We start from the raw sequence: 22,805 nt of genomic DNA, 5'->3' as shown, positions 1-22,805 counted from the left end.
CCCACCCACCTGAACGAACCCGCCGCCCTGTGCATCGGCCCGGAAGGCGGCTTCACCGACTACGAAGTGGGTAAACTCGAAGAAGCCGGCTGCCAGAGCGTGCACCTCGGCCCCCGTATCCTGCGGGTAGAAACCGCTGTACCGGTGCTGGTCAGCCGGTTGTTTGACGCCTGCCTGTGAACTGGCAGGCGTGAGAAGGTTACGCCGCCTTGCGCTGCCAAAGCTTCGAAAGCGGTGTAATAACCAGTACCAGAACAGCCCCCGCCAGCAATCCGAACAGGCCATCCCCCAGCGTGGTGACCAGCACCTCCGGCACCGATGAGACCATACCGGCCACATGGTGAATGGCGTCGTACACCGCCGGAATGCCGTGGGTCAGAATACCGCCACCCACCAGGAACATGGCAATGGTGCCCAGTACCGACAGAGTTTTCATCATCCAGGGCGCCAGCCAGAGTATGCCGTGCCCCACTTTCTGCGCCATGGCGCTCGCTTTCTGGCTCAGGTAGAGACCGGCATCGTCCAGTTTCACAATACCCGCCACCAGGCCATAAACTCCAACGGTGACCATCAGCGCCACCACCGTCAGCACCGCAAACTGCATTCCGAAACCCTTGCCCGCCACGGTGCCAAGCGTGATGGCGATGATTTCTGCGGAGAGGATAAAGTCGGTGCGAACCGCGCCTTTGATCTTGTCTTTCTCGACTGTTTTCAGGTCCACTTCCGGCTTCTTCAGCGCTTCCCGGAGTTCTTCCCGGTGCTTCTGTTCTTCTTCCTTGTGCAGGAATTTATGCACCAGCTTTTCGAAACCTTCATAGCACAGAAAAGCGCCGCCAAGCATCAGTAACGGGGTGATCAGCCAGGGCACGAAGAAGCTGATGGCCAGTGCCGCCGGTACCAGGATCGCCTTGTTGATAAACGAACCCTTGGCCACCGCCCAAACCACAGGTATTTCACGGGCCGGCTTTACGCCGGTTACCTGCTGGGCGTTCAGGGCCAGGTCGTCCCCGAGCACACCTACGGTCTTCTTGGTGGCGGCCTTGGTCATGACCGCGACATCGTCCAGGACGGTCGCAATGTCATCGATTAAAACGAGCAGGCTGGAGCCGGCCATAAACAGTTCCTTTGTTAATTCGACAAGAAGGGAAAGACCGAAGTTTACGAAAACCCGGAGCTGTAAAACAGTTCCGGGTACCCAGAACCGGACACGTCAGGCATCAATGCCCATCGCCTCCGCGGCAATGCGGTTTTTCAGCGGCGCCAGCTGGTTCAGCCAGCGCATGCCGGTGTTCCGAAGCCAGCGCACGGGTAATTCATCCCGGGCGAACAGCTGCTTGAAACCTTCCATCGCCGCCATCATGGCCAGGTTCTCACCCTTGCGCCGGCGCTGATAACGGGCCAGCACGGAGGCATCATCCGGAGCAAGGCCAAGTGCCCTGGCTCGCCCAAGCTCCTCCAGCAACGCACGCACGTCGCCATAGCCCAGGTTTGCACCCTGCCCGGCCAGCGGGTGGATGGTATGGGCGGCGTCGCCCACCAAGGCCAGGCCATCGGCGATGTAATCCTTGGCGTGGCGCTGGCGCAGGGGAAAGGCAAAGCGCCGGGAAACCGCCAGCACCTCACCCAGCTCCCGCTCGATGGCAGCTTCCAGCTCCTTCCGGAAACTCTCGGTCCCCAGCGCCATCAGACGGCGGGCTTCCAATGTGTCCTGGGACCAGACAATGGAGCAGAAGTGTTCATCCCCAGCTTCATTCAGTAACGGCAGGAAGGCCAGTGGCCCGGTTGGAGAAAACCGCTGCCACGCCGTGTAGCGATGGTTCTGGCTGGTGCGGACGGTACACACGATGGCCTGCTGGTCGTAATCCCATTCCCGGGTTGCCAGGCCGCTCCACTGGCGTAAGCGCGAAAGCGCGCCATCTGCGCCCACCACCAGCCTGGCAACCAGGCGCCGGCCGTCTTCCAGCTCTACACCCTGCTCCCGGCTCCAGGCTTTCACCCGCACGCCATCCAGCAACTGTACCGAGCTGTCTGAAAGGCTTTCGAACAGGGCGCGAACGATGTTCCGGTTCTCGACGATGGTGCCAAGGCTGCGGGCGTGCAGTTCGGCGGCGTCAAAATGAATCCGGCCAGTGCCGTCACCGTCCCACACCGTCATTTCCCGATAGCCACAGTGGCGGCTGGCCTGTACCTTCGGCCAGGCTCCCAGCTCTTCCAGCAAGCGCTGGCTGGCCAGTGAAATCGCGCTGACCCGGGGCTCGAAGTCGTCAACCGAGTTGGCGGGTTCGGCCGGCGCCATCAGGCTTGCGGCCGGGGCACCTTCAATCAGGCCCACCTGCCAGCCTTGGCGGGACAAGCCCAGGGCCAGTGCGGAGCCGATCATGCCGCCACCGACGATCAGGATATCGAATTGCTGTGTTGGGGCATCAGCGGTCATGGTGTTCGGACTCCTGCAAAGACTCAGCGGCTGAAATCACCGGCTTGCGGCCACCGGTACCCATAGCCTTGCGGGCAAACCAGCGCTTGGCTCCGGGCACCAGGTCCAGCCCGACCAGGCCGGCATCCCGGGCAGCAGCCAGCGGTGGCAGGGATTGCCCGAAAACACGGATCAGGGAATCGGAGAACTGCACTGTCTGCTGCCAGTCCTGGCGATGCAGGCGCTGGTATTCACCCAGTACAGACAGGTCACCGATCGACACACCGGCATCCACCGCCTTGCGGAACTGTTCCACCAGCGTCACCAGCCCACGCAGGGCCAGGTTGAAGCCTTGCCCGGCCACCGGATGCAGGGCATGGGCGGCGTTGCCCACCAGGGCCACGCCGGGGCGCACGGCTTCGTCTACAGTCACCAGCTTCAGCGGATAATGATTGCACTGCCCGATGCGGGTAAAGCGCCCGAGACGCCAGCCGAACCGCTCCTGCAGCTGCCGGCATTTTTCATCGTCAGACAGCGACAGTATGTGTTCCAGCGCGCTGTCAGTCAGCGTCCACACCAGCGCAGACTGGTTCTCGGCCCGCACCGGCGAACCATGGGGCAACAGGGCCATGGGGCCGGAATCAGTAAAACGCTCGAACGCTGTGTACCCGTGCGAATCACTGGTCGACACGTTGGCAATCAATGCATTCTGGCCATAGTCCTCGGTTCGGGTCACAAAGCCCAACTGTTCCCGAAGTCCGGAACGGCCGCCATCAGCCACCACCAGGCACTGGCCGGTCAGGGTTTGTTCTTCACCCTCTTTACGGATGCTGACCTTCACACCACCGACAATCGGCGTCATGCCAACCACTTCCGCCGGCGCCTGCCAGCTTACCGGGGTTTCCAGCAGCGCCCGCATCAGGCAAAGCCCCATCCAGCGGTTGTCCGCCACATAACCCAGGGCAGGCTGGCCATGGTCGGCAGCATCCAGGCGGGTGGCGCCGAACCGGCCCCGGTCAGATACATGAATATTCCGGATGGGCGTCGCGTGTTCAGATAGCGCTGCCCACAAACCCAGCTCTTCGAAGATCAGCCGGGAGCCCCAGGCCAGCGCCGTGGAACGGGCGTCATAGCTGGGCTGGTAGTCGTCCGGCAGGGCATCGGGCGAGAGCGGAAAACTTTCCACCACGGTCACCCGCAATTCCGGTACCACTCGGGCCAGGGCCAGCGCCAGTGTGGCGCCGGCAAGGCCGCCACCGGCAATAATCAGGTCGGTATCCATCCGGGGTTCGGTCACAGGCTCAGTCCGCCATCAGGGCTTCAATATCGGCCACGGTTTTCGGCACCGCGTCGGTCAGCACGCGGCAGCCGTCTTTGGTTACCACCACATCGTCTTCGATGCGAATGCCGATACCGCGCCATTTTTCCTCTACGTTCTCGTTATCCGGCGCAATGTACAAGCCGGGTTCTACGGTTAACGCCATACCCGGTTCCAGCTGCCGCCAGGCATCGCCTACCTTGTAGTCGCCCACATCGTGCACATCCAGCCCCAGCCAGTGGCCGGTGCGGTGCATGAAAAACGGTTTGTAGGCCTCACTGGCAATGGCATCGTCCAGGCTGCCGGACAGCAGCCCCAGATCTATCAGGCCCTGGGTCAGCACGTTCAATGCCGCTTCGTGGGGATGATTCCAGTGGTTACCGGGGCGGACCGCATCAATGGCGGCGTACTGGGCATCCAGAACCACGTTATACAGGGCTTTCTGTTCCGGGCTGAACTTGCCGCTGACCGGGAAGGTGCGGGTAATGTCGGAGGCATAGCAGTCCAGCTCACAACCGGCATCGATCAGCACCAGGTCGCCCTCTTTCAGCGGCGCGCTGTTCTCGATGTAGTGCAGGATGCAGCCGTTGGCACCACCACCCACGATGGAAGGATAGGCCGTGGAGCGGGCACCGTGTTCCATGAAAGTGTGGATCAGCTCGGCCTCCAGGTTGTACTCATAGCCACCCTTGCGGGCCCGCTTCATAGCCCGGCAATGGGCCTCGGCGCTGATTTTCCCGGCCCTGGCCATCACTTTCACTTCGGCCGCGCTCTTGTACAGGCGCATGTCGTGCAGCAGGTGTTCAAGGGCCACCAGCTCACCCGGCGGATGGGCTCCGGCCCGCACTTTACTCCGGATGACCTTCACCCAGTCCATCACCCGGTTATCGAAGACAGGGTCTTTGCCAAGCGGGTAATACACCCGGCTGCGGCCTTCAATCATGCCGGGCAGGATGTCGTCGATATCGCCGATCGGGAAGGCATCGTCCAGGCCATAGCGCTCGATGGCCCCCTCGGGCCCCACCAGGAAACCGTCCCAGAGTTCTTTCTCCGGATTGCGCTCCTTGCAAAACAGCACGGTCTCGCCGTGTTCCCGGCCCGGAATCAATACCAGTACCGCTTCCGGCTCGCCAAACCCGGTCAGGTACTGAAAGTCGCTGTCCTGGCGGAACGGATGCAGAACGTCCCGGTTACGCACACGCTCCGGCGCTGCCGGCAGAATGGCGATGCTGTCCGGAGCCATCCGGTCCATCAGCTTTCGGCGGCGGTCGGCAAATTCTTTCATCGGAATCATTGAGGCCATGCTGTCTCCTGATCAGTGCAGGGTGGGCGTTGCGCCAGCCGGCTTCTCCGGCTCATTGAATTCGGTAAACACCGCCAGGGCACCCAAGCGGACGTATTCGGTAATTTCCAGCAGCTGCTGCTCGCTTTCGTCGTCGGACTCTTCGTCTTCCGACAGCTGGCTGATGGCAACCATGTCTTCAATCAGTTCACGGATTTCATCCGGAGCCTGCCCCAGCGAAGCGCCGGCCGCCAGGGCCATGCCCTCGAGGAAACCTCGCACCCAGGCGATCAGGGCTTCCAGGCGCTGCTCAATGGCATAGTCGTCATCCGGCAACAGGGGCTGGAAGGTCATCTCACTGGACTGCAGCTGCGCCAGGGTTTTCTCGTAGGCACCGTACATAAACGGCGCCAGGTCATCCGACTCTTCCATGGCCTGATCCGCCAGCCCCATGTGCTCGCACACCATGGCCAGCCACTGCTGTTCTTCAATACGGGTGCCGGCCGCCAGCCGACCACAGAGAACACCGTGCAGTTCGGAGGGGTGGCTGAAGGCCTTGTGGGCCGTGAAGACGTTAGCCCAACGTTCGAATTCGGCAGCGCGGGCGGCACCTGAAGTATCGCTTTCAGACATGAAAAAACCGGTTCCTGTTTCGGGGGAGACTGCCGGGGCCATTGCCCGGCCGCTCCGTCTGTTTGAGGTGTCTATCCTAGCATTACGGCGCTGTGCTGGCACGGGCCGGCCAGATCGGCACTTGCTTTTACCGGGCCAAAGTAGAAAAATGTTATAACATATCAAAACACCGGAGATCCCCCGATGCGAAAGCGCCCGCCCTTGTCCGCTTCCCCCAGACTGATCCTGGCCCTTGGCCTGGCAACCGTTACGGCACCTGCCATGGCACAGGACAACCCGGCCGCTCACCAGCATGGCCATGCCGAACTCCAGATTGCCTTTGCCGGTGAACAGATTGACCTGTTGCTGGAGTCGCCGGCCTGGAACCTGCTAGGCTTCGAACACCAGCCCCGCACAAAGGAACAGCGGCAGAAACTGGACGGTTTGCGCGAATGGGTGGCCGCGAATGCCCTGATCAACACCGAAGGAGGCAACTGCCGGGTGACCACTTCGGAACTGCATACCGGCTGGGAAGGGCACGAAGCTCACGATGACCAAGTGCATGACCACGGCCATGACCAGGACGCCCACGCAAACCATTCCGACCTGGAAATCACCCAGAGCCTGCGGTGCGCCGCCTTGCCAGATGCTTCCGCCTTTACCGCCCCCATACTGGACGCCTTCCCGGCCTTGGAGCACCTGGATGTGCAATGGGTTTCGGCACAGGGCCAGGGTGGCACCCGGCTGACCCAGTCCGACAACCGTTTCCGGCCGGGGCAGTAAACTTACTCGGTATAACGCTCTACAGACTCCGCCACCATGGAATAAGACGAAGTACCCAGGTCGTTTTCGGTACGCTCAATCACCAGCTTGCCTTCGATCCAGACCGGATCGTACAGGGCTTCCAGGGTGAAGCCTTCGCTGTACTTCACATGGATAATCTGGTTCGGCGGTGGTGGCGGTACGTGGATACAGGCGCCGTAGTAGGGCACCAGGAAGAACTCGAGAATGCGCATGTCACTGGTGGTTTTCAGGGGTACCACAAAGCCCGGAATACGGCCTTCGACATCGCCCATTTCCGGCACAACCCGGCCCGTCATGATCTCGTCGGGCAACAAAACCGGGCCGTCGCCTTCGTGCTCCACCTCAGGCATGCTTTCCAGCAATGCCAGGTCTTCGGCCGGCATCAGTTCCAGCCAGTCGATTTCCCGGAGCTCGGCCCGGGCTGACAATGACAGCAGCAACATCAGCGGCAAAAGGCAGGCAAACAATGCCCGGGACTTCGGATACACTGGCATGGACGGCATCTCCAATCGGGGTGATTCACAACACGGCCCACATCATACAACGCAACCGACCAGACCGACATGAACAGCAGTACAGCAACCGCCAGATCGGCCTGCCCGGCCATAGAGACCCGAGACCTGATGTTTCGCTGGCCAGGCCGGGAACAGCCGCTCGTTTTTCCTGACATGTCCCTGGCCGCAGGCGAACACCTGTTTCTGCACGGGCCCAGTGGCACCGGCAAAAGCACGTTGCTGGGCCTGCTGGCCGGGATGCAGACGCCGCAAACCGGTTCGGTCAGCCTGCTGGGGCAGCAAACCAGTGCCATGAGGGCCGGCGCCCGGGATCGCTTCCGGGCTGACCATATGGGCGTCATCTTCCAGCAGTTCAACCTGGTGCCTTACCTGAGTGCGCTGGCCAATGTGACCCTGCCCTGCCGGTTATCGGCGCTGCGCCGGGCCCGCGCCGACCGTCACCCGGATACCGCTGCCAGCGAACTGCTGAAGGAACTTGGCATCCCCGAGAGCCACTGGCACCACGGAGTTACCGAGCTGTCCATCGGCCAGCAGCAGCGAGTCGCCGCCGCGCGGGCGCTGATCGGCGCGCCGGAAATCATTCTGGCCGACGAGCCAACCTCCGCCCTGGACACCGACAACCGCGACCGCTTTCTGGATCTGCTGCTGACGCTGGCCAGGGAACGGCAATGCTCGGTGGTGTTTGTCAGCCACGACAGGAGCCTGGCCAGCCACTTCCACCATCAGCTGGCCCTGGGAGGTACGCCGTGAGCAAGGTTCGACTGGCACTCGCCCTGGCAACGGCCAGCCTGTGGTACCGGCGCAAGGTGTTGGCGCTGGTTTGCCTCACCCTTACCCTGAGCGTCACGCTACTGCTCGGAATCCAGTATCTTCGCACTGAAGTCCGGCAGTCATTTACCAGCACCATCAGCGGAACAGACCTGATTGTTGGTGCCCGCAGCGGCCAGCTGAACCTGCTGCTGTATTCGGTCTTCCATATTGGCGATGCCACCAACAACATCCGCTGGTCCACTTACCAGAAGCTGGCACAGGACAAGCGTATAGACTGGGTGGTTCCGGTCTCACTGGGCGACAGCTACCGGGGCTACCGGGTAGTAAGCACTAACGCACAGTTCATCGAGCGCTTCCGATATGGCAACGACCAGCCCCTGGAGCTGGCAACCGGCCACTGGTTTACTGGCCTGTTCGATGTGGTGCTGGGCGCGGGCGTGGCCCGCCAGCTCAACCACCAGACTGGCGACAGCGTTGTGCTGTCCCACGGGGGTGGGCGCACCAGCTTTGCCAACCATACCGACCTGCCGTTTACGGTGTCCGGCATTCTGGCACCTACCGGCACACCGGTAGACCAGGCGGTTTACATTAGCCTGGAAGCCATGGAAGCCATCCACGTGGGCTGGGAATCCGGCATTGCCCTGCCCGGCCGAACCCTGACAGAAGAGAAGGCAAAGACCCGCTCCTTCGAGCCAGACGCCATTACCGCAGCGTTTATCGGGCTGGACAAGCCGATACTCACCTTCCAGCTGCAACGGGAGCTGAACCAGTATCGCGAGGAGCCCTTGTCCGCCATTCTGCCGGGCGTTGCCCTGAGCGAACTGTGGCGCATGATGGGCCAGTTTGAAAAAGCCTTGCTGGGCATCAGCGCCTTTGTGGTCATTACCAGCCTGACCGGCCTGATTGCGGTTCTGCTGACCATCCAGGCCCAGCGCCAGCAGGAAGTGGCGGTGTTGCGGGCTACCGGGGCCCCGCCCATCCTGATTTCCTCGCTGTACAGCTTTGAGTGTGTGGTACTGGCCCTGGCGGCCTGTGCCCTGGCGCTGCTGCTGGGCGCCGGCGCCATTGCCGGCCTGGGCCCCTGGCTTCTGGACCAGTACGGCATACAGATCGGACTTCGCGGCCTGAACCGGGCAGAATGGCTCCTGCTGGGCTCGGTACTGGTGGCGGCATTCGTGGTTTCGTTACTCCCGGCCTTGCGCAGCTGGCAAAAGAGCCGCAAGCTGGGATTTGCCGGATCCGGCGGCTGACCTGCCGCTGAAAGTGACAGGCTTCACGGCCCCGGCGCCATGACAATGCGGTAAATTGACCGTTATGGTGCGGGCACTTATAGTTACCGACATCCAAATTACTCATATTGGGCACGTCATGGAACAGTCCGAAGTACAGGCATTAGCGGACAAGCTGGACACACTGATTGAACGCTGCAAAAAGCTCGAGAAGGATAACGCCCTGCTGCGCGAGCTGCAGGACGACTGGAACCGGGAACGGGCCCAGCTGATGCACAAGAACGATCTTGCCAAAAACAAGATTGAAGCCATGATCGGCCGTCTTCGGGCACTGGAGCACCACTGATGTCACAGACCTCAACCACCGTGGAAGTCAGGATTCTCGACAAGGAATACCTGGTGGCCTGTCCGCAGGAAGAGCAGGAAGCCCTGTTGCGTGCGGCCCGGCATCTGGACACCAAAATGCGCGAAATCCGCTCCAGCGGCAAGGTGTTCGGTACCGAACGCATTGCCGTGATGGCCGCCCTGAACATCACCCATGAACTGCTGGAGCGCGACACCATGTCTGATGCCACCAGCAGCATCCTGCGTGCCATGGACAACCGGCTTGATGAGGCATTGGGAGAGCCTTCGGGCAACTGATCCGGAAAGAATCCGGAAACGGGGTTGCAATCAGCCCCGGCCCTGCCCGTATAATGGAACCAACTTCCTGGGCTGTTCGCTGGTCGGGTACGTCCTCGAGCCGATGCGCATTACCCAGGTGGCTACTTCAGGGCATTGTGAGCATGTCCCCCAAGGGGGAAAGCCTAATATGTCACAGCGGCCACCGACCTTGAACTTCTGGGTTCAAGGGCTACATCCGATAACGGCAGCCCGGGAAGCTTTTCACCGTTACTCCGATTGCGACTTCCTGAATCTCAAGTGCAGCAAAGCGTCCTGAACCTCCTAGTTACCGAACCGCTCATCGAACAACAGTCCAGACCACACTGAGTCGTCCGACCTGGCCTGATCCTTTCGTTGCTGATACAGCGAATCCCAGCGTTCCAGGTACTGATAGGCCAGCTCATCATCCGGGGCCACCTGCTCACCCCGATAGTACATCAGCCCGAGGTACGCCAGGGCGGCCATGTTCTCCTCCTCCGCCGCCCTCTCCAGAAGCTGTCGAACTTCTTCTGCATGAACCTCAGCCTGACCGGCGTAATACATTGCCTGTCTATAGCGCGCATTTGAGACAGCTTGACGCAGATTATCCGGCACATCGGCAACCGGCATAAACACAAACCGCTCGCGAGCTTTCGCAGCGCTCTCATCCCGGCCATCCAGCTGCAACTCTCGCGCCAAAAGCAGCTGTGCGGGCAGGTGGCCCTTATCAGCGGCGCGCCTCAGCCAACCTACAGCATCCACCAGACTGGGCGGAATACTGGCCAGCCCCTGACTGTAGATCGCACCAAGTTTGTAGGCCGCCTCCGCATCCCGGTAAGCCATGCTTTCCAACAGATCCAAGGCTCGGCGATGCTGTTCTTCGGCCATACCCGGCAGGCTCGAGAGATAGATATCGGCCAGCAAGTGCTTGGCCCGATCGTCTTCCCGTTCTATCTGTTCGAGACGCGCAACGGCCAGACCCACCTGCATCGAGCGCCCGTCTTCGGGATTCAGATACAGGTGAGCCAACCAGAGATTCGCCTCTTTCTCGCCCCGGTCGGCCGCACGCTCCAGCTGATCGAGCGCCTCAAGATAATCAGCCTCGGAACGCTGCTTTCCGCGAGCCAGCGCCACACCTCGGGCCAGCAGTGCTTTCGGGTAGTTCTGATCGGCAGACCGTTGCAGCCATTGCTCTGCTTCGGCAGGGTTAAACCAAGGTGAATCTGGCGCTCCGTATATTTGGGCTATCATGTACTGGGCGCGGGCGCTGCCTTTATCTCCGGCATACCGGTACCACGCTACCCGGCGTTGCGCACTGGGATCCACCAGGGCCGGATACAATGTAGCCAGGTAGCGCATGGTGCCTGCATCGGTGTCCGGACGACTTGCGCGCCATACCTCGTCTGCACTCTGGAGAATAAACTCGCCTTCCTCATCCAGACAGGCCCAGGCAGGTACCCTGTCCCGGGTGTCGGGGCCGCAGTATTCAGCCAGAGCCCGGTGATGAAACAGATTCGAAGCATTATCTAGCTCACCGATTTCGGGGATCAGTGCCACCGCCTGTTTGCGATCCTGCTCGACCAGCTCCCCGGACCAATAGATCATCGCGAGATCAATCAAGGCTCGCGGATAGTCCGCCGCACGGAGAAGCACTAACGACCTGGACACATCACGGTTCTCTGCCTGCCCTCGCCGATAGATCTCGGCCAACAAATGCCGCGCTTCGCGCTCGTAGACCGAAAACGGTTTCTGAAGCTCTCGCTCCAGCAACTCGGCAGCTGCCCGCTCATCCGCTGGCCCGCCCAGGCCAAGATACGTCAAGCGAGCCAGTTCATAGCGCGCCCGACTGCTTTCATAACTCTCGGTCTCACCGTCAAGGTAACTCTGGAGATGGTGGCGGGCACCGGAATATTCAGCAGAAGCCAACGCACGAACACCCACCTGGTAAACCTCGGGGGATCCGGTCGCGCAACCAGACAAAGCAACAATCAAAACCGCAGGAAGCAACAGGCGAGCGTATCGGGGGAAATCCATGGCAGAATACAGCCTCTGAAAAAACAACGGACTGCAGACTAGCAGAATTTTAACGGGGCGTTATTGATGTGATACAACATAGGCCGAATTCACGACGCAGCAGCAGGTAATCGCCATCTTGAATCCGCATCATCAAGCAAGGACGTTTGACGCCGGCAATGATCGGGCCTCACGCCGCCAGCTCCGCCAAACTCTTCGCCAGAAACGGAGAAGTCTGTCGTTTGAAGAACAGCGGCAAGCTTCCGAACGTCTCGCCCTTAACCTGCTGAGGCACCCCGACCTGCACCGGGCACGCCACATTGGCATCTACCTGGCCAACGACGGCGAAATTGACCCGTCCCTGTATATTGATCTGGCTCGCAAAAAAGGCATCCGGTTCTACCTGCCCATTCTGCACCCGATCTACACGGGCAAGCTGGTTTTCAGCCCCTATTTTGATGGAGTGCAACTGACGGCAAACCGCTTCGGCATTCCAGAACCCCCGTTCCCGCGCTCAAGACGCAAGCCGGCCTGGGCACTGGATGCAGTGCTGTTTCCATTGGTAGGGTTTGACGAAACCGGAGGGCGACTGGGTATGGGCGGCGGCTTCTACGACCGAACCTTCGCGTTCAGCCGAGTCAGGCCCTGCATGGCACCAAAGCTGGTTGGCCTGGCCCACGATTTTCAGCGCGTGGAACAGTTGCCAATTGAGCCCTGGGATGTGCCTTTACACGGTGTGGTAACGGATAAGCGTTGTTACCGGTTCAAGCCCTGACTGGCTGGCTGTACGAAGCTGGTCACAGGAACGTCTCTGGCAGAGCGTTTGTCTTCTGAAGCCTGAAGTGACGTAAACCCGGTAATGACAAGGCCGACCGCAAAGATCAGTACGATGGTGCGGATGATGTCTGGCTTGCCTCTCATTTCACGTGGTCCCGTTTTTTCTTGGTTCTAATTGGCTGGAAAATCAGGTAGCTATTCTCGACTTGGAGAATTAGACGAAAGACTAACACGTAACTTCGATTTTACAATTATTGACGGATTACGATTACGTAAGGGTTATCACTTAGGCCTGGCCATATGCGTGGATTGCCGAATCAGGAGGTGGCAGGGCTTTCCGAAACACGCTCCTTCGGCACATCCATGTGACGCTTGAGCTCCGCCATCCATGGCTCCGCACAGTTTCGGAAAGCCCTGCCACCTCCTGCTTCTGCTTCTGCTTCTGACCGGGCCTACTTCTGGTTTCCGTTACCCGCACCCAGGAACAACCGGTAGGCCTCGTTATCGGTCATGTTTTCGTAGCGGAAGCCGACCTTCTCCAGCATTTTCTCGAAATCCGGAATTTCCGCTTCGTTAACCTGGGCACCCAGCAAAACGCGGCTGTAGGCTGCGCCGTGGTTGCGGTAGTGGAACAGGGAGATGTTCCAGCGAGTACCGAGGGACATGAGGAATTTCAGCAAAGCGCCCGGGCGTTCGGGGAATTCGAACTGGTAGATGACTTCGTTGCTGACCGACGGAGCGTGGCCGCCGACCATGTGGCGGATGTGTTGCTTGGCCAGGTCGCTGTCGGTGAGGTCGATGACGGAGTAGCCGGTTTCGCGCAGTTCCTGCACCAGTTCTTCGCGGCCCAGGCCGCCGGCCTGGATCTGGATGCCGACGAAGATGACCGCTTCGCTGGCATCGGCGAAGCGGTAGTTGAATTCAGTGATGCTGCGTTTGTGCAGGGCGTTGATGAAGGTTTTGAACGCGCCCGGTTTTTCCGGGATGGTGACGGCCAGGATGGCTTCGCGTTTTTCGCCGATTTCGGTGCGTTCGGAGATGTAGCGCAAGCGGTCAAAGTTCATGTTGGCGCCGCTGAGCACGCCAGCCAGGTTTTCGCCTTCAAGCTGCTCCCGCTCGATGTATTTTTTCATTCCGGCCACCGACAGTGCCCCTGCCGGTTCTGCGATGGAGCGGGTGTCTTCGAATACGTCTTTGATGGCGGCGCAGATTTCGTCTGTCGAAACGGTGATGACTTCATCGACAGCGTCTTTACAGATATTCCAGGGTTCTTCCCCGATCTGTTTAACCGCCACACCGTCTGCAAAGATGCCTACTTCGTCCAGGATCACCCGCTCACCGGCCGCCATGGCCGCTTGCAGGCAGTTGGAGTCTTCCGGTTCCACGCCGATCACTTTGATGTCCGGGCGCAGGTATTTGATGTACGCCGCCATGCCGGCGATCAGGCCGCCGCCGCCCACGGGGATGAATACCGCGTGCAGGGGCTGGGAAAATTGCCACATCATTTCCATGGCTACGGTGCCCTGCCCGGCGATGACGTCCGGGTCGTCGTAGGGCGGGATGTAGGTGTAGCCGTGTTTTTTGATCAACTCCTGGGCATGGGCGGCAGCTTCGTCGAAGGCGTCGCCTTTGAGTACTACCCGGGCGCCCCGGTCCCGCACCGACTTCACCTTGATGTCAGGCGTGGTCTGGGGCATCACGATCACGGCCTTGATGCCCAGTTGCCTGGCCGACAACGCCACGCCCTGGGCATGGTTGCCGGCGGAGGCACAGATCACGCCCTTGGCTTTCTGCTCTTCGGAGAGCTGGGCAATCCGGTTGTATGCGCCACGAATCTTGAAGGAGAACACCGGCTGAAGGTCTTCACGCTTGAGCATAATATTGTTGCCAAAGCGCTTGGACAGGCTGCGGGCTTCAGTCAGCGGTGTTTCGATGGCGATGTCGTAAACCCGCGCATCGAGTATCTTCTTGATATAGCGTTGCGGCATGATGGTTCCGGTTGCTGGTGAGTGGCTGGGAAAAACCTACAGTTTAGAAACTTTGCACGGCAGCCGTCTATAAGCACAGACACTGCGAGCGTATAATGAGAAGCGAATTCAACCCGACGATCCCCCGGAGCCCCGCCATGACCCAGGACGAACTGAAACAAGCCGTAGCCAAAGCTGCCGTAGACCACATTGCCCCGCACCTGGAGCCGAAAAGCATCGTAGGCGTCGGTACCGGCAGCACGGCCAACTTTTTCATCGATTACCTGGCCGAGTACAAAAACGATTTCGACGGCGCCGTAGCGAGCTCCGAAGCCACCGCCGAACGCCTGAAAAAACACGGCATTCCGGTGTATGACCTGAACGCCGTTAACGAAATCGAGTTCTATGTCGACGGTGCCGACGAAACCAACGAGCGCCTGGAACTGATCAAGGGCGGCGGCGGGGCCCTGACCCGGGAAAAGATTGTGGCCGCCGTCGCCAAGACGTTTATCTGTATTGCCGACGAGTCCAAGATGGTGGGCATTCTGGGTGAATTCCCGCTGCCGGTGGAAGTGATTCCCATGGCTCGCAGCCATGTGGGCCGGGAAATCGTCAAACTCGGTGGCGACCCGGTTTACCGGGACGGTTTTGTCACTGACAACGGCAACATCATCATCGACATCCACAACATGGACATCTCCCGCCCGATCCAGGTGGAAGAGCGGCTCAACAACATTGTCGGCGTGGTTACCAACGGCCTGTTCGCGCGGCGCCCGGCCGACTTGCTGCTGCTGGGCACCAGCGAAGGCGTGAAGAGCATTGCCCGCCCCGGCGCATGAGCCAGAAGCACCAACCAAGCCGGCCAGCAGCGCCGGCTTTTTCTGGCCCATACGCACAAACCAAGCGCTTGCTTGGTGCAGAAATTTAAGAGACACTCCGGACAACGCCAACAAGAACGCAGGAAGCCCGATTGTGTCTGACTACTTCAACGAAACCCACGAACAGGTTCGTCTGACCGCCCGTAAATTTATCGAAACCCACGTACTGCCCCATATCGACGACTGGGAAGAAGCCGGCGAATTCCCCCGGGAAATCTACCAGAAGGCAGGCGACGCAGGGCTGCTGGGCATTGGTTTCCCGGAAGCGCTTGGTGGCGTTGGTGAAGGCGATATCTTCATGAAAGTAGCCGTGTCCGAAGAGCTGATGCGCTCCACCTCCGGCGGTTTTGTCGCCAGCATCGGTTCCCTGGATATCGGCCTGCCACCGGTGGCCAAGTGGGCGAGGGAAGAGATACGCGATCAGATCGTACCGCCGGTGCTCCGGGGCGAAAAAATTGCCGCCCTGGCGGTCACCGAACCCGGCGGCGGCTCTGACGTCGCCAACCTGAAAACCCGAGCTGTAAATGACGGCGACCATTACATCGTCAACGGCAGCAAAACCTTCATCACCAGCGGCACCCGGGCTGATCACTATACTGTGGCCGTGCGTACCGGCGGCAAAGGCCACGCCGGCATCAGCCTGCTGCTGATCGACCGCGACACCCCGGGGTTCTCCACCGGCAAGAAACTCCGGAAAATGGGCTGGTGGGCCAGCGACACCGCCGAACTCTTCTTCGAAGACTGCCGGGTGCCGGCCGACCGCCTGATCGGCGCCGAAAACGCCGGTTTTATCGCCATCATGAGCAACTTCCTGGCCGAGCGCCTGAGCCTGTCCATCATGGCCTACATGACCGCTCAGCTGGCCTTTGAGGCGGCCATGGAATATACCAAACAACGCCAGGCCTTCGGCCGCCCCGTTGCCGGCTTCCAGGTTACCCGCCACAAGCTGGTGGACATGGCCACCCAGATCGACATCGCCCGGGAATACACCTACCGCTGCGCGGCGCTGATGCAGGCCGGCAAAAACCCGATCAAACAGGTGGCCATGGCCAAGAACTTCTCCGTCGACGTGTGCGAAAAAGTCACCCGCGAGGCGGTGCAGCTGTTCGGCGGCATGGGCTTCATGCGGGAATCGGTGGTGGAGCGCCTGTACCGGGATGCCAAGATCCTGTCGATCGGCGGCGGCACCACGGAAATCATGAAGGAGCTGATTGCCAAACAGATCCGGCTGTGACCAAGGTTTAGTTTCGAATAGCAGGAGACTTCCGTATAATTGCGCCCAATTTTCCACCGCAGTTAAACGAACACTAACGTAGCAGGAAGGATCGCACATGCAATTCGACAACATCCCCGCTGGCAAAAACCCGCCAGAAGACATCTACGTAGCCATCGAAATCCCGGCTAACAGCTCCCCGGTCAAGTACGAACTGGACAAAGACATGGGCGCCCTGCTGGTTGACCGTTTCATGGCTACCCCCATGTTCTACCCGGCCAACTACGGTTTCATCCCGCACACCCTGGCTGACGACGGCGACCCGCTGGACGTGCTGGTAGTAACCCCGTACCCGATCCAGGCAGGTTCCGTTATTCGCTGCCGTCCGGTGGGTGTACTGAACATGGAAGACGAAGCCGGTGGCGACGCCAAGCTGGTTGCGGTTCCCCACGACAAGCTGACCACCACTTACCACGACGTTAAAGAAATCGACGACCTGCCCGAGCTGCTGCGCGACCAGATCCGTCACTTCTTCGAGAACTACAAGACTCTCGAGCCGGGCAAGTGGGTAAAGGTGCAGGGCTGGGACAACGCCGCCGCTGCCAAGCAAGCCATTGTTGATTCCGTGAACGCCTACAAAGGCTGATCACGTATCAGGCATAAAAAAACCGGGCAGCCATAACAGCTCCCCGGTTTTTTTGTGTCTGCGTTACCCTCCCGGGTAACGCATATCCGTTGTTACCCCCGTGACAACAGGTCCCGCATGTCACTGATTGCTGCATTGGCCCGTGACAGGTAAGCGGCCATGGTCAGGGAGTGGTTAGCCAGCAGGCCAAAGCCACTGCCATTCAGGATCACCGGGCTCCACATGGATTCCTGGGTGCCTTCCAGCTCGATAATGATCTGCTTCACACTGGCCATGGCGTTCTTGTCCACAATCACCTTGCGGAAGTCCACTTCAATGGCCCGGAAGATGTGCAGCAGGGCCCAGGCACTGCCGCGGGCTTCGTAGAACACATCGTCAATCCTGGCCCAGTCGGTTTTCACATCCTCGCCGCCGATGTCTTCAGACAGCGGATCGTCCGGATCAAGGTTGGCAACCGCATCGGACACCGAGGCCTTGCCCACACTCTCGCTCAGGGTGCGGGACAGGCTGCCCAGACGGGTTTCCAGGTCTGCCAGCCAGTTGCCCAGGTTGTCCGCGCGGGCAAAGAACTGGGCATCGGCCTGGGTGGGGTCCGACAACCGGTTCAGATAGCGCTTGAGGGCATTGATACCGCGACGGTACTCAGCCTCGGTGGAGGGTATCGCCCAGCTCTCGCTGTCGAAGTGCAACTGGGGCTCGGCAATGGTCAGGTCCGGGTCTTCAGCCGATTGGCTCTGGGAACGGCTGATGTCTTTACGCATGGCCCGGGACAGGTCCCGCAGCTGCACCAGCGCGCCGTACTCCCAGTTGGGCATGTTGTCCAGCCACAATCCCGGGGGGAAGATGTCGTTGGAGATGTATCCGCCCGGCTTGTCCAGCAGGGTTTCGGCAATCCGGATCATGGTGGCGGTGGTGGCAAACCCGGTTACCGGCTCCCGCTCCATGGTGTTGGCCAGGGTTCGGGTATGGTCACGCACAGAGAAGGTATCCGGCTCGCTGCTCCAGTACATGCCGAGCACAATCGTAACCAGCAGGTATACCACCAGCACCGCCAGTACAAATTTACCGATTACACCACTGCCCCCGGTGTAATCCTGTACGTCTTCCTTTTTGTCCCTGAAGTACTGTCTGATCTTGCCCGACATAAGTCTCCCGTTCTCCCGTTGCTTATTCGTCTGCCCCGAAGGGCCTGCCCAGATGGTATCCCATGGCGCCATCAATACCCAGCTTACAGACTACCGAGTATTCCGCTTCGGTTTCCACTCCGGTGGCAAACACCCGCACGCCGCGGCTGTGCGCGATGCCGATCACCGACTCCACCCAGAACCGGTTCTCGCTGTGGCTGTCCAGGTCGTGGATAAAACTGTTGTCGATACGAATGCCCCGGAAAGGCAGATTTCTCAGATAGCTGAAGGGCACCCCGCCGACACCGAAACGATCCACCATCACCGGCACGCCAATTTTCGCCAGCGCCCGAACCAGCCGGCCAGCCTTTTTGCGATGATGGTTCAGGGCCAGTTCGGGAATGCCTACCCACAGCCTGGCCACCCGGTTCCCGGCCCGGGCCAGCGCTTCCAGCAGGTCTTCACAGAAACGGTCATCACCAACGGAGGAGACCCCCAGCGATATCGCCAGGGTTTGGTCCGGTGTCTGTTCCAGCATCGCCAGCACCCGGGCCAGCAACAACCGGTCAATGCCGGCGATCAGGCCCAGGCGTTCAGCCACGGGCAGAAATACCCCGGCCTTGAGGTCGCCCTCCGGCGCAGGAATGCGCGAAAACGCCTGGTAATGGGTCAGGGCACCGTCTTCACAGGTCACCATTGGTTGCAGCCACAACGACAGGTTCCCGGATTCAATGGCACCGGCCAGCAGGTCGCGCCAGGATTCCATGGTGAGATGGCTGTCCGCCCCGGCCTGCTCCAGGCAGCAACCGGATTCGCACTTCTCCTGGGCTGCCCGCAAGCCTTCATCCGCCGCCGCCAGCAGGTCACGAACCCCGGCCCCGGGCAAAGCCACCGCCAGCCCTCCGTGCACGGCCGTGTCCATGGGCGAGGCCAGGTCGCAATAGATACTGTCCAGCTCCTGGATTAACCGCTCAAGCCAATTCCGGGCGTCAGCTGCCGGCGCCCCTGGCAGAAACACCACAAACTCCGCGCCGGTGCGCCGGCCGGCAAAGGATTGCGGGTGGCGGGCAGTAAACCCGGCCAGGCTTCCGGCCACCTGGCGCAGCAACTGGTCGCCCTCTTCACGGCCATAGGCCATGTTGTAATCGGCAAAGCCCGCCAGGCGGATCATGGCCAACACACCGGGAGCCGACTTTTCTTCCGACATGATTTCCGCTTTCAGGCGCTGGTCAAAGGAACTGCGGCTGGCCAGCCCGGTTACCGGGTCTTCACTATTCACTTTGCGCAAATGCTGGATAAGCCGGCCCTGACCGACAAACAAGCGTTCCAGGTCGTCCGCCATCTGGTTCATGGCTTCGGTTACTCGGTTCAGCTCACGGGTAGAGCGGGTGCACACCCGATTCCGGAAATCCCGCCGGCCCCAGGCCCGGGCCTGCTGCTCCAGCGCCGACAGTGGCCGCAGTAACCGGCGCACCAACAGAAACAGGGCCACCAGGCCCGCACCGCCGATCACCAGCACGCTAACCAGCAAGCCCAGGGATATGCGCCACAGGTCGTCGTAGGCGCGGCCCGGATGACTGACCACCCTGACCTTGCCCAGGCGCGACCAGCCCCGTACCACTTCCGCCTCCGCCTGCGGCAACGGCAGCTCCGCCAGGCGAATAAACCAGCCGGGGGCGGCCGCACCCTTCAGCGCCATACGCCGGCCCGCAATCTCCTGGCCATCGTGGCCGATGTATTCCACAGACAGGTAACGGCCGCTGTCAAAAACCGCATCTACCAGGGATGCCGAGGCCACAGGGTCTGAGCCGTCAATCGCGTTGGAGAGGGAAAGCCCGGTAGCAGTCGCTCCGTCAAGGGCGTGGTCTGTGAGCTGGTCCGCCACGTAGTCCCGGAAGTGCCCGAAACTGGTGATAAACGCGGCGGCAAGAATGATCACCAACAGACCGCTGGTGAACAGAATCAGCAGGCTGCTGAGGGAGATTTCACCCTGCTGGGCTGCGAACGTGTTTGTGTGCTTCCTTGCCATGATTTCCCGGCCCCGGCCATGCTGGCCTGAACGATTTCCATGATCAGCGGCCCGTGACCGGTGCCGCAGAGTTGACAAACATTTACAGTGTGCAATCTACGCCGACAACATTAAACACTATAGACTCTGAAAACCGACTAAGGTTAGAAAGTTACCCCTGCGGATCGGGTGCATCTTCATAAAAAGGACACAGGCCGGAGCCCCATGAACGACGAGAGCCAGAAAGAAAAACTCAGGCAACACTTCGCCCGCCGTGTAACCACCCAGGCCCGGGTGGTACTGGATACCTGGCAGAAGATCAGCGAGAACCCGGGCCAGGCCGAAAGCCTCCGCGAGCTGTTTGCCGCAGACACCGACAAACTGGTGCGCTACGCCCTGCGCTTCGAGATGAATGACCACGCCGTTGCCGGCAAGCGCATCCTGCAACTGCTGGCAAGCTGGGCGCCGGGCTCAGCCCTGGATGACAACCTGGCTGCGCAATTACAGGAAGCCACCGGCAGCCTGTGCCAGAGCACCCAGCGCCGCTCCGACCAGGCCACGGGTCAGGCACCGCAGCAATACCGTCGCACCCCGGTCTACATTGCCCTGGACAACAGTGAAACCGCCAACCGGCTGATCCGCCAGCTGGAATTTTTCGGGTTCCGGGCCGCCGCCTTCGCCACCGCCCGGGAGCTGGTCGAGGCCTGCAACCAGAGCAAGCCGGAAACCATCCTGATGGATGTGAACTTCGGCGGATCCGCCCTGGCGGGTATCAGCACCGTAGAGCAGTTACAGGCCCGGCACGAGACTCCCATCCCGATTATCTTCGTCAGCGAAGACGATGGCACCATTGAAACCCGGTTGCGGGCTTCACGCTGCGGCGGCGAGGAATTCTTTTACCCGGCCGTAGACCCGGGCCAGCTGATCGAGAAAATCGAAACCTACTGCAACGGCAATTCCAGCGAGCCCTACAAGGTGCTGGTACTGGACGACTCCCGGGCCCAGGCGAAATTCATGGAGACGGTGCTCAAGCGGGCCGGCATGAACGCCTACGTCATCACCGACCCGATGCAGATCATCAACGCCCTGGACGAGTTCTCTCCGGAAATCATCATCCTCGACATGTACATGCCCGGTTGCACCGGCACCGAGATCGCCCGGGTTATCCGCCAGCAGGACAAATTCCATAGCGTACCGATTATCTACCTGTCGGCCGAGGAAGACGTGAACAAGCAGCTGCAGGCCATGAGCCTGGGCGGCGACGACTTCCTGACCAAGCCGATCGACCCCAAACACCTGGTGGCGACCATCCACAACCGGGGCCGCCGGGCCCGCTCGCTGCTGGCACTGATGATTCGCGACAGCCTGACCGGCCTGTACAACCACACCCACACCCTTTACCTGCTGGAACAGGAAATTGTCAGGGCGCGACAAAAAGACCAGCCGCTGGCCTTTGCCATGATCGATATTGACGAGTTCAAGAAGGTCAACGACACCTACGGCCACCCCATCGGCGACCGCATACTGCGCAGCCTGTCCATGTTCCTGAAACAGCGCCTGCGCAAAACCGACCACATCGGCCGCTACGGCGGTGAGGAGTTTGCGGTGATCCTGCCCAACACCTCCGCCCGGGATGCGCAGAACGTGCTCGACGAAATCCGCCAGCGCTTCTCCGAGCTGCAGCAGCAGGCCGGCGAACAGGAGTTCCGGGTGTCGTTCAGCTGCGGCGTTGCCGACTGGCAGGGCGACAGTGCCCAGACACTGTGCGAACGGGCCGACAAGGCCCTGTATCGCTCGAAAGAACACGGCCGCAACCAGATCAGCCTGGCCTCCTGAGCCCTCCCTCCAGGCTGGAGAATCGCTCCAGCCTCTGAACTTCCGGGCCGGGCGCCCTGCCCGGCCCATGAAACCAATGTCGAATAGCCGCTTTGGCAACCATGGCCGACAATTGAGGCCATCAACGAAATGTCATCGCACCGCCGGTCATTGCTGTGTAAGCTTTTTTCAGGATCAATCCGGCAGCAGGAAGATTGTCAAAAAGTGTTGATCCGAGGCTAACAAGCACGCACCATTCCGGTAACGTGCCGTTATCTTCGGCGATCCTGTTCAAATAACACCAAGGCAAAATTACCATGTCGACCATACTTGTGCTCCATGGCCCCAACCTCAACATGCTCGGCACCCGTGAGCCCGAGGTATATGGCTATGAGACCCTGGCCGATATCGATGACCGGTTGCGCGAGAAAGCGGCAGACAAGGGCCATCATCTCCTGCACCTGCAATCGAACGCGGAATATGAGCTGATCGAGCGGGTGCACGAAGCCCGGGCCGAAGGCGTGGATTTCATCATTATCAATCCGGCCGCCTTCACCCACACCAGCGTGGCGCTGCGTGACGCCATGCTGGCATCCGGGATTCCGTTTATTGAAGTGCATCTTTCCAACGTGCATGCGCGGGAGCCTTTCCGCCATCACTCGTACTTTTCGGATATCGCCGTAGGCGTTATCTGCGGGCTGGGCAGCCAGGGCTATGACCTGGCACTGCAGGCTGCCCTGCAACGAATTCACCGATAGACCAGTAAAACGGGACTGAA

General features: G+C 60.4%; 24 protein-coding genes and 1 other RNA gene. 13 read left to right on the top strand and 12 right to left on the bottom strand.

Features of this window, described 5'->3' with window-relative positions; all coding sequences use genetic code 11:
• A partial coding sequence (locus tag LWH94_RS03535) for an RsmE family RNA methyltransferase (protein WP_232901260.1) occupies positions 1-180 on the top strand: 180 nt, incomplete at its 5' end.
• A gap of 19 nt (positions 181-199) precedes the next feature.
• Here the strand turns inward: LWH94_RS03535 and LWH94_RS03530 are convergent.
• The 5 genes from LWH94_RS03530 to LWH94_RS03510 form a co-directional block, all read right to left on the bottom strand.
• A complete protein-coding gene (locus tag LWH94_RS03530) occupies positions 200-1,114 on the bottom strand; it encodes a DUF808 domain-containing protein (RefSeq protein ID WP_022988343.1) in 915 nt (304 codons plus the stop codon).
• A 96-nt stretch (positions 1,115-1,210) separates the two neighbouring features.
• Entirely contained in the window at positions 1,211-2,434 is a 1,224-nt protein-coding gene (locus LWH94_RS03525) for an FAD-dependent monooxygenase (protein WP_022988344.1), read from the bottom strand.
• The gene (gene ubiH, locus LWH94_RS03520; protein ID WP_052009666.1) at positions 2,424-3,710 is read right to left on the bottom strand and encodes a 2-octaprenyl-6-methoxyphenyl hydroxylase; all 1,287 of its coding nucleotides are present in this window, start codon (positions 3,708-3,710) and stop codon (positions 2,424-2,426) included. Before ubiH ends, LWH94_RS03525 begins: the two co-directional genes overlap by 11 nt.
• Positions 3,711-3,714: 4 nt before the next feature.
• Positions 3,715-5,034 (bottom strand): Xaa-Pro aminopeptidase, encoded by a 1,320-nt coding sequence (pepP, locus tag LWH94_RS03515; protein WP_022988346.1) that lies wholly within the window; start codon positions 5,032-5,034, stop codon positions 3,715-3,717.
• Positions 5,035-5,046: 12 nt separating this feature from the next.
• Positions 5,047-5,646 carry a UPF0149 family protein gene (locus tag LWH94_RS03510; protein WP_036219211.1) on the bottom strand — a complete coding sequence of 200 codons (600 nt, stop codon included), beginning with the start codon at positions 5,644-5,646 and terminating at the stop codon, positions 5,047-5,049.
• Positions 5,647-5,829: 183 nt separating this feature from the next.
• Between LWH94_RS03510 and LWH94_RS03505 the strand changes: the two genes are divergently transcribed.
• Positions 5,830-6,408 carry a ZrgA family zinc uptake protein gene (locus LWH94_RS03505; protein ID WP_022988348.1) on the top strand — a complete coding sequence of 193 codons (579 nt, stop codon included), beginning with the start codon at positions 5,830-5,832 and terminating at the stop codon, positions 6,406-6,408.
• 2 nt (positions 6,409-6,410) lie between these two features.
• Here LWH94_RS03505 and LWH94_RS03500 read toward each other — a convergent pair whose 3' ends face one another.
• Positions 6,411-6,923: a DUF3299 domain-containing protein gene (locus LWH94_RS03500; RefSeq protein ID WP_036219131.1), complete on the bottom strand. Its 513-nt coding sequence runs from the start codon at positions 6,921-6,923 to the stop codon at positions 6,411-6,413.
• Between the two features lie 69 nt (positions 6,924-6,992).
• On the opposite strand from LWH94_RS03500, the gene LWH94_RS03495 reads away from it, so the two are divergent.
• The 5 genes from LWH94_RS03495 to ssrS all read left to right on the top strand — a co-directional run bounded on the left by LWH94_RS03495 (position 6,993) and on the right by ssrS (position 9,828).
• A complete protein-coding gene (locus LWH94_RS03495; protein WP_022988350.1) occupies positions 6,993-7,694 on the top strand; it encodes an ABC transporter ATP-binding protein in 702 nt (233 codons plus the stop codon).
• Entirely contained in the window at positions 7,691-8,965 is a 1,275-nt protein-coding gene (locus LWH94_RS03490) for an ABC transporter permease (RefSeq protein ID WP_232901259.1), read from the top strand. Before LWH94_RS03495 ends, LWH94_RS03490 begins: the two co-directional genes overlap by 4 nt.
• A 118-nt stretch (positions 8,966-9,083) precedes the next feature.
• Positions 9,084-9,290: a TIGR02449 family protein gene (locus LWH94_RS03485; protein WP_022988352.1), complete on the top strand. Its 207-nt coding sequence runs from the start codon at positions 9,084-9,086 to the stop codon at positions 9,288-9,290.
• On the top strand, positions 9,290-9,586 hold the full coding sequence (locus LWH94_RS03480; RefSeq protein WP_094625425.1) for a cell division protein ZapA: 297 nt from the start codon (positions 9,290-9,292) through the stop codon (positions 9,584-9,586). The genes LWH94_RS03485 and LWH94_RS03480 overlap by 1 nt, the downstream gene beginning before the upstream one ends.
• A gap of 61 nt (positions 9,587-9,647) precedes the next feature.
• A non-coding RNA gene (ssrS, locus tag LWH94_RS03475) (6S RNA) lies at positions 9,648-9,828 on the top strand.
• Positions 9,829-9,889: 61 nt separating this feature from the next.
• Here ssrS and LWH94_RS03470 read toward each other — a convergent pair.
• The gene (locus LWH94_RS03470) at positions 9,890-11,620 is read right to left on the bottom strand and encodes a tetratricopeptide repeat protein (RefSeq protein WP_232901258.1); all 1,731 of its coding nucleotides are present in this window, start codon (positions 11,618-11,620) and stop codon (positions 9,890-9,892) included.
• 118 nt (positions 11,621-11,738) lie between these two features.
• Here LWH94_RS03470 and LWH94_RS03465 point away from each other — a divergent pair, with 118 nt between their 5' ends.
• Positions 11,739-12,374, top strand: coding sequence for a 5-formyltetrahydrofolate cyclo-ligase (locus LWH94_RS03465; protein WP_232901257.1), 636 nt, complete (start codon positions 11,739-11,741; stop codon positions 12,372-12,374).
• Here the strand turns inward: LWH94_RS03465 and LWH94_RS03460 are convergent.
• Positions 12,356-12,520: a hypothetical protein gene (locus LWH94_RS03460; protein ID WP_022988356.1), complete on the bottom strand. Its 165-nt coding sequence runs from the start codon at positions 12,518-12,520 to the stop codon at positions 12,356-12,358. The two genes, LWH94_RS03465 and LWH94_RS03460, sit on opposite strands and share 19 nt — an antisense overlap.
• Before the next feature lie 308 nt (positions 12,521-12,828).
• Complete coding sequence (gene ilvA, locus LWH94_RS03455; protein WP_232901256.1) at positions 12,829-14,364, bottom strand: threonine ammonia-lyase, biosynthetic; 1,536 nt, start codon at positions 14,362-14,364, stop codon at positions 12,829-12,831.
• A gap of 137 nt (positions 14,365-14,501) precedes the next feature.
• Between ilvA and rpiA the strand changes: the two genes are divergently transcribed.
• From rpiA to ppa, 3 genes are all read left to right on the top strand, one after another.
• Positions 14,502-15,182: a ribose-5-phosphate isomerase RpiA gene (gene rpiA, locus LWH94_RS03450; protein ID WP_232901255.1), complete on the top strand. Its 681-nt coding sequence runs from the start codon at positions 14,502-14,504 to the stop codon at positions 15,180-15,182.
• A 133-nt stretch (positions 15,183-15,315) separates the two neighbouring features.
• On the top strand, positions 15,316-16,455 hold the full coding sequence (locus LWH94_RS03445; protein ID WP_232901254.1) for an acyl-CoA dehydrogenase family protein: 1,140 nt from the start codon (positions 15,316-15,318) through the stop codon (positions 16,453-16,455).
• A gap of 97 nt (positions 16,456-16,552) precedes the next feature.
• Positions 16,553-17,080: an inorganic diphosphatase gene (gene ppa, locus LWH94_RS03440; RefSeq protein WP_232901253.1), complete on the top strand. Its 528-nt coding sequence runs from the start codon at positions 16,553-16,555 to the stop codon at positions 17,078-17,080.
• A 92-nt stretch (positions 17,081-17,172) separates the two neighbouring features.
• Here ppa and LWH94_RS03435 read toward each other — a convergent pair whose 3' ends face one another.
• Complete coding sequence (locus LWH94_RS03435; protein ID WP_232901252.1) at positions 17,173-18,225, bottom strand: DUF2333 family protein; 1,053 nt, start codon at positions 18,223-18,225, stop codon at positions 17,173-17,175.
• A gap of 22 nt (positions 18,226-18,247) precedes the next feature.
• Complete coding sequence (locus LWH94_RS03430; protein WP_232901251.1) at positions 18,248-20,233, bottom strand: bifunctional diguanylate cyclase/phosphodiesterase; 1,986 nt, start codon at positions 20,231-20,233, stop codon at positions 18,248-18,250.
• 204 nt (positions 20,234-20,437) lie between these two features.
• Here LWH94_RS03430 and LWH94_RS03425 point away from each other — a divergent pair, with 204 nt between their 5' ends.
• The gene (locus tag LWH94_RS03425) at positions 20,438-22,048 is read left to right on the top strand and encodes a GGDEF domain-containing response regulator (protein WP_232901250.1); all 1,611 of its coding nucleotides are present in this window, start codon (positions 20,438-20,440) and stop codon (positions 22,046-22,048) included.
• Between the two features lie 121 nt (positions 22,049-22,169).
• Here the strand turns inward: LWH94_RS03425 and LWH94_RS03420 are convergent, their stop codons facing one another.
• Positions 22,170-22,355: a hypothetical protein gene (locus tag LWH94_RS03420; RefSeq protein WP_022988364.1), complete on the bottom strand. Its 186-nt coding sequence runs from the start codon at positions 22,353-22,355 to the stop codon at positions 22,170-22,172.
• Here LWH94_RS03420 and aroQ point away from each other — a divergent pair.
• Positions 22,345-22,785 carry a type II 3-dehydroquinate dehydratase gene (aroQ, locus tag LWH94_RS03415; RefSeq protein ID WP_022988365.1) on the top strand — a complete coding sequence of 147 codons (441 nt, stop codon included), beginning with the start codon at positions 22,345-22,347 and terminating at the stop codon, positions 22,783-22,785. The two genes, LWH94_RS03420 and aroQ, sit on opposite strands and share 11 nt — an antisense overlap.
• Positions 22,786-22,805: the final 20 nt, after the last annotated feature.

Origin of the sequence: Marinobacter sp. G11 (assembly GCF_021282325.1) — a bacterium.
Lineage (GTDB): Bacteria > Pseudomonadota > Gammaproteobacteria > Pseudomonadales > Oleiphilaceae > Marinobacter > Marinobacter vinifirmus.
The sequence above is the reverse complement of the archived record's forward strand: the minus strand, read 5'-3'. Positions and strand labels throughout refer to the sequence as shown.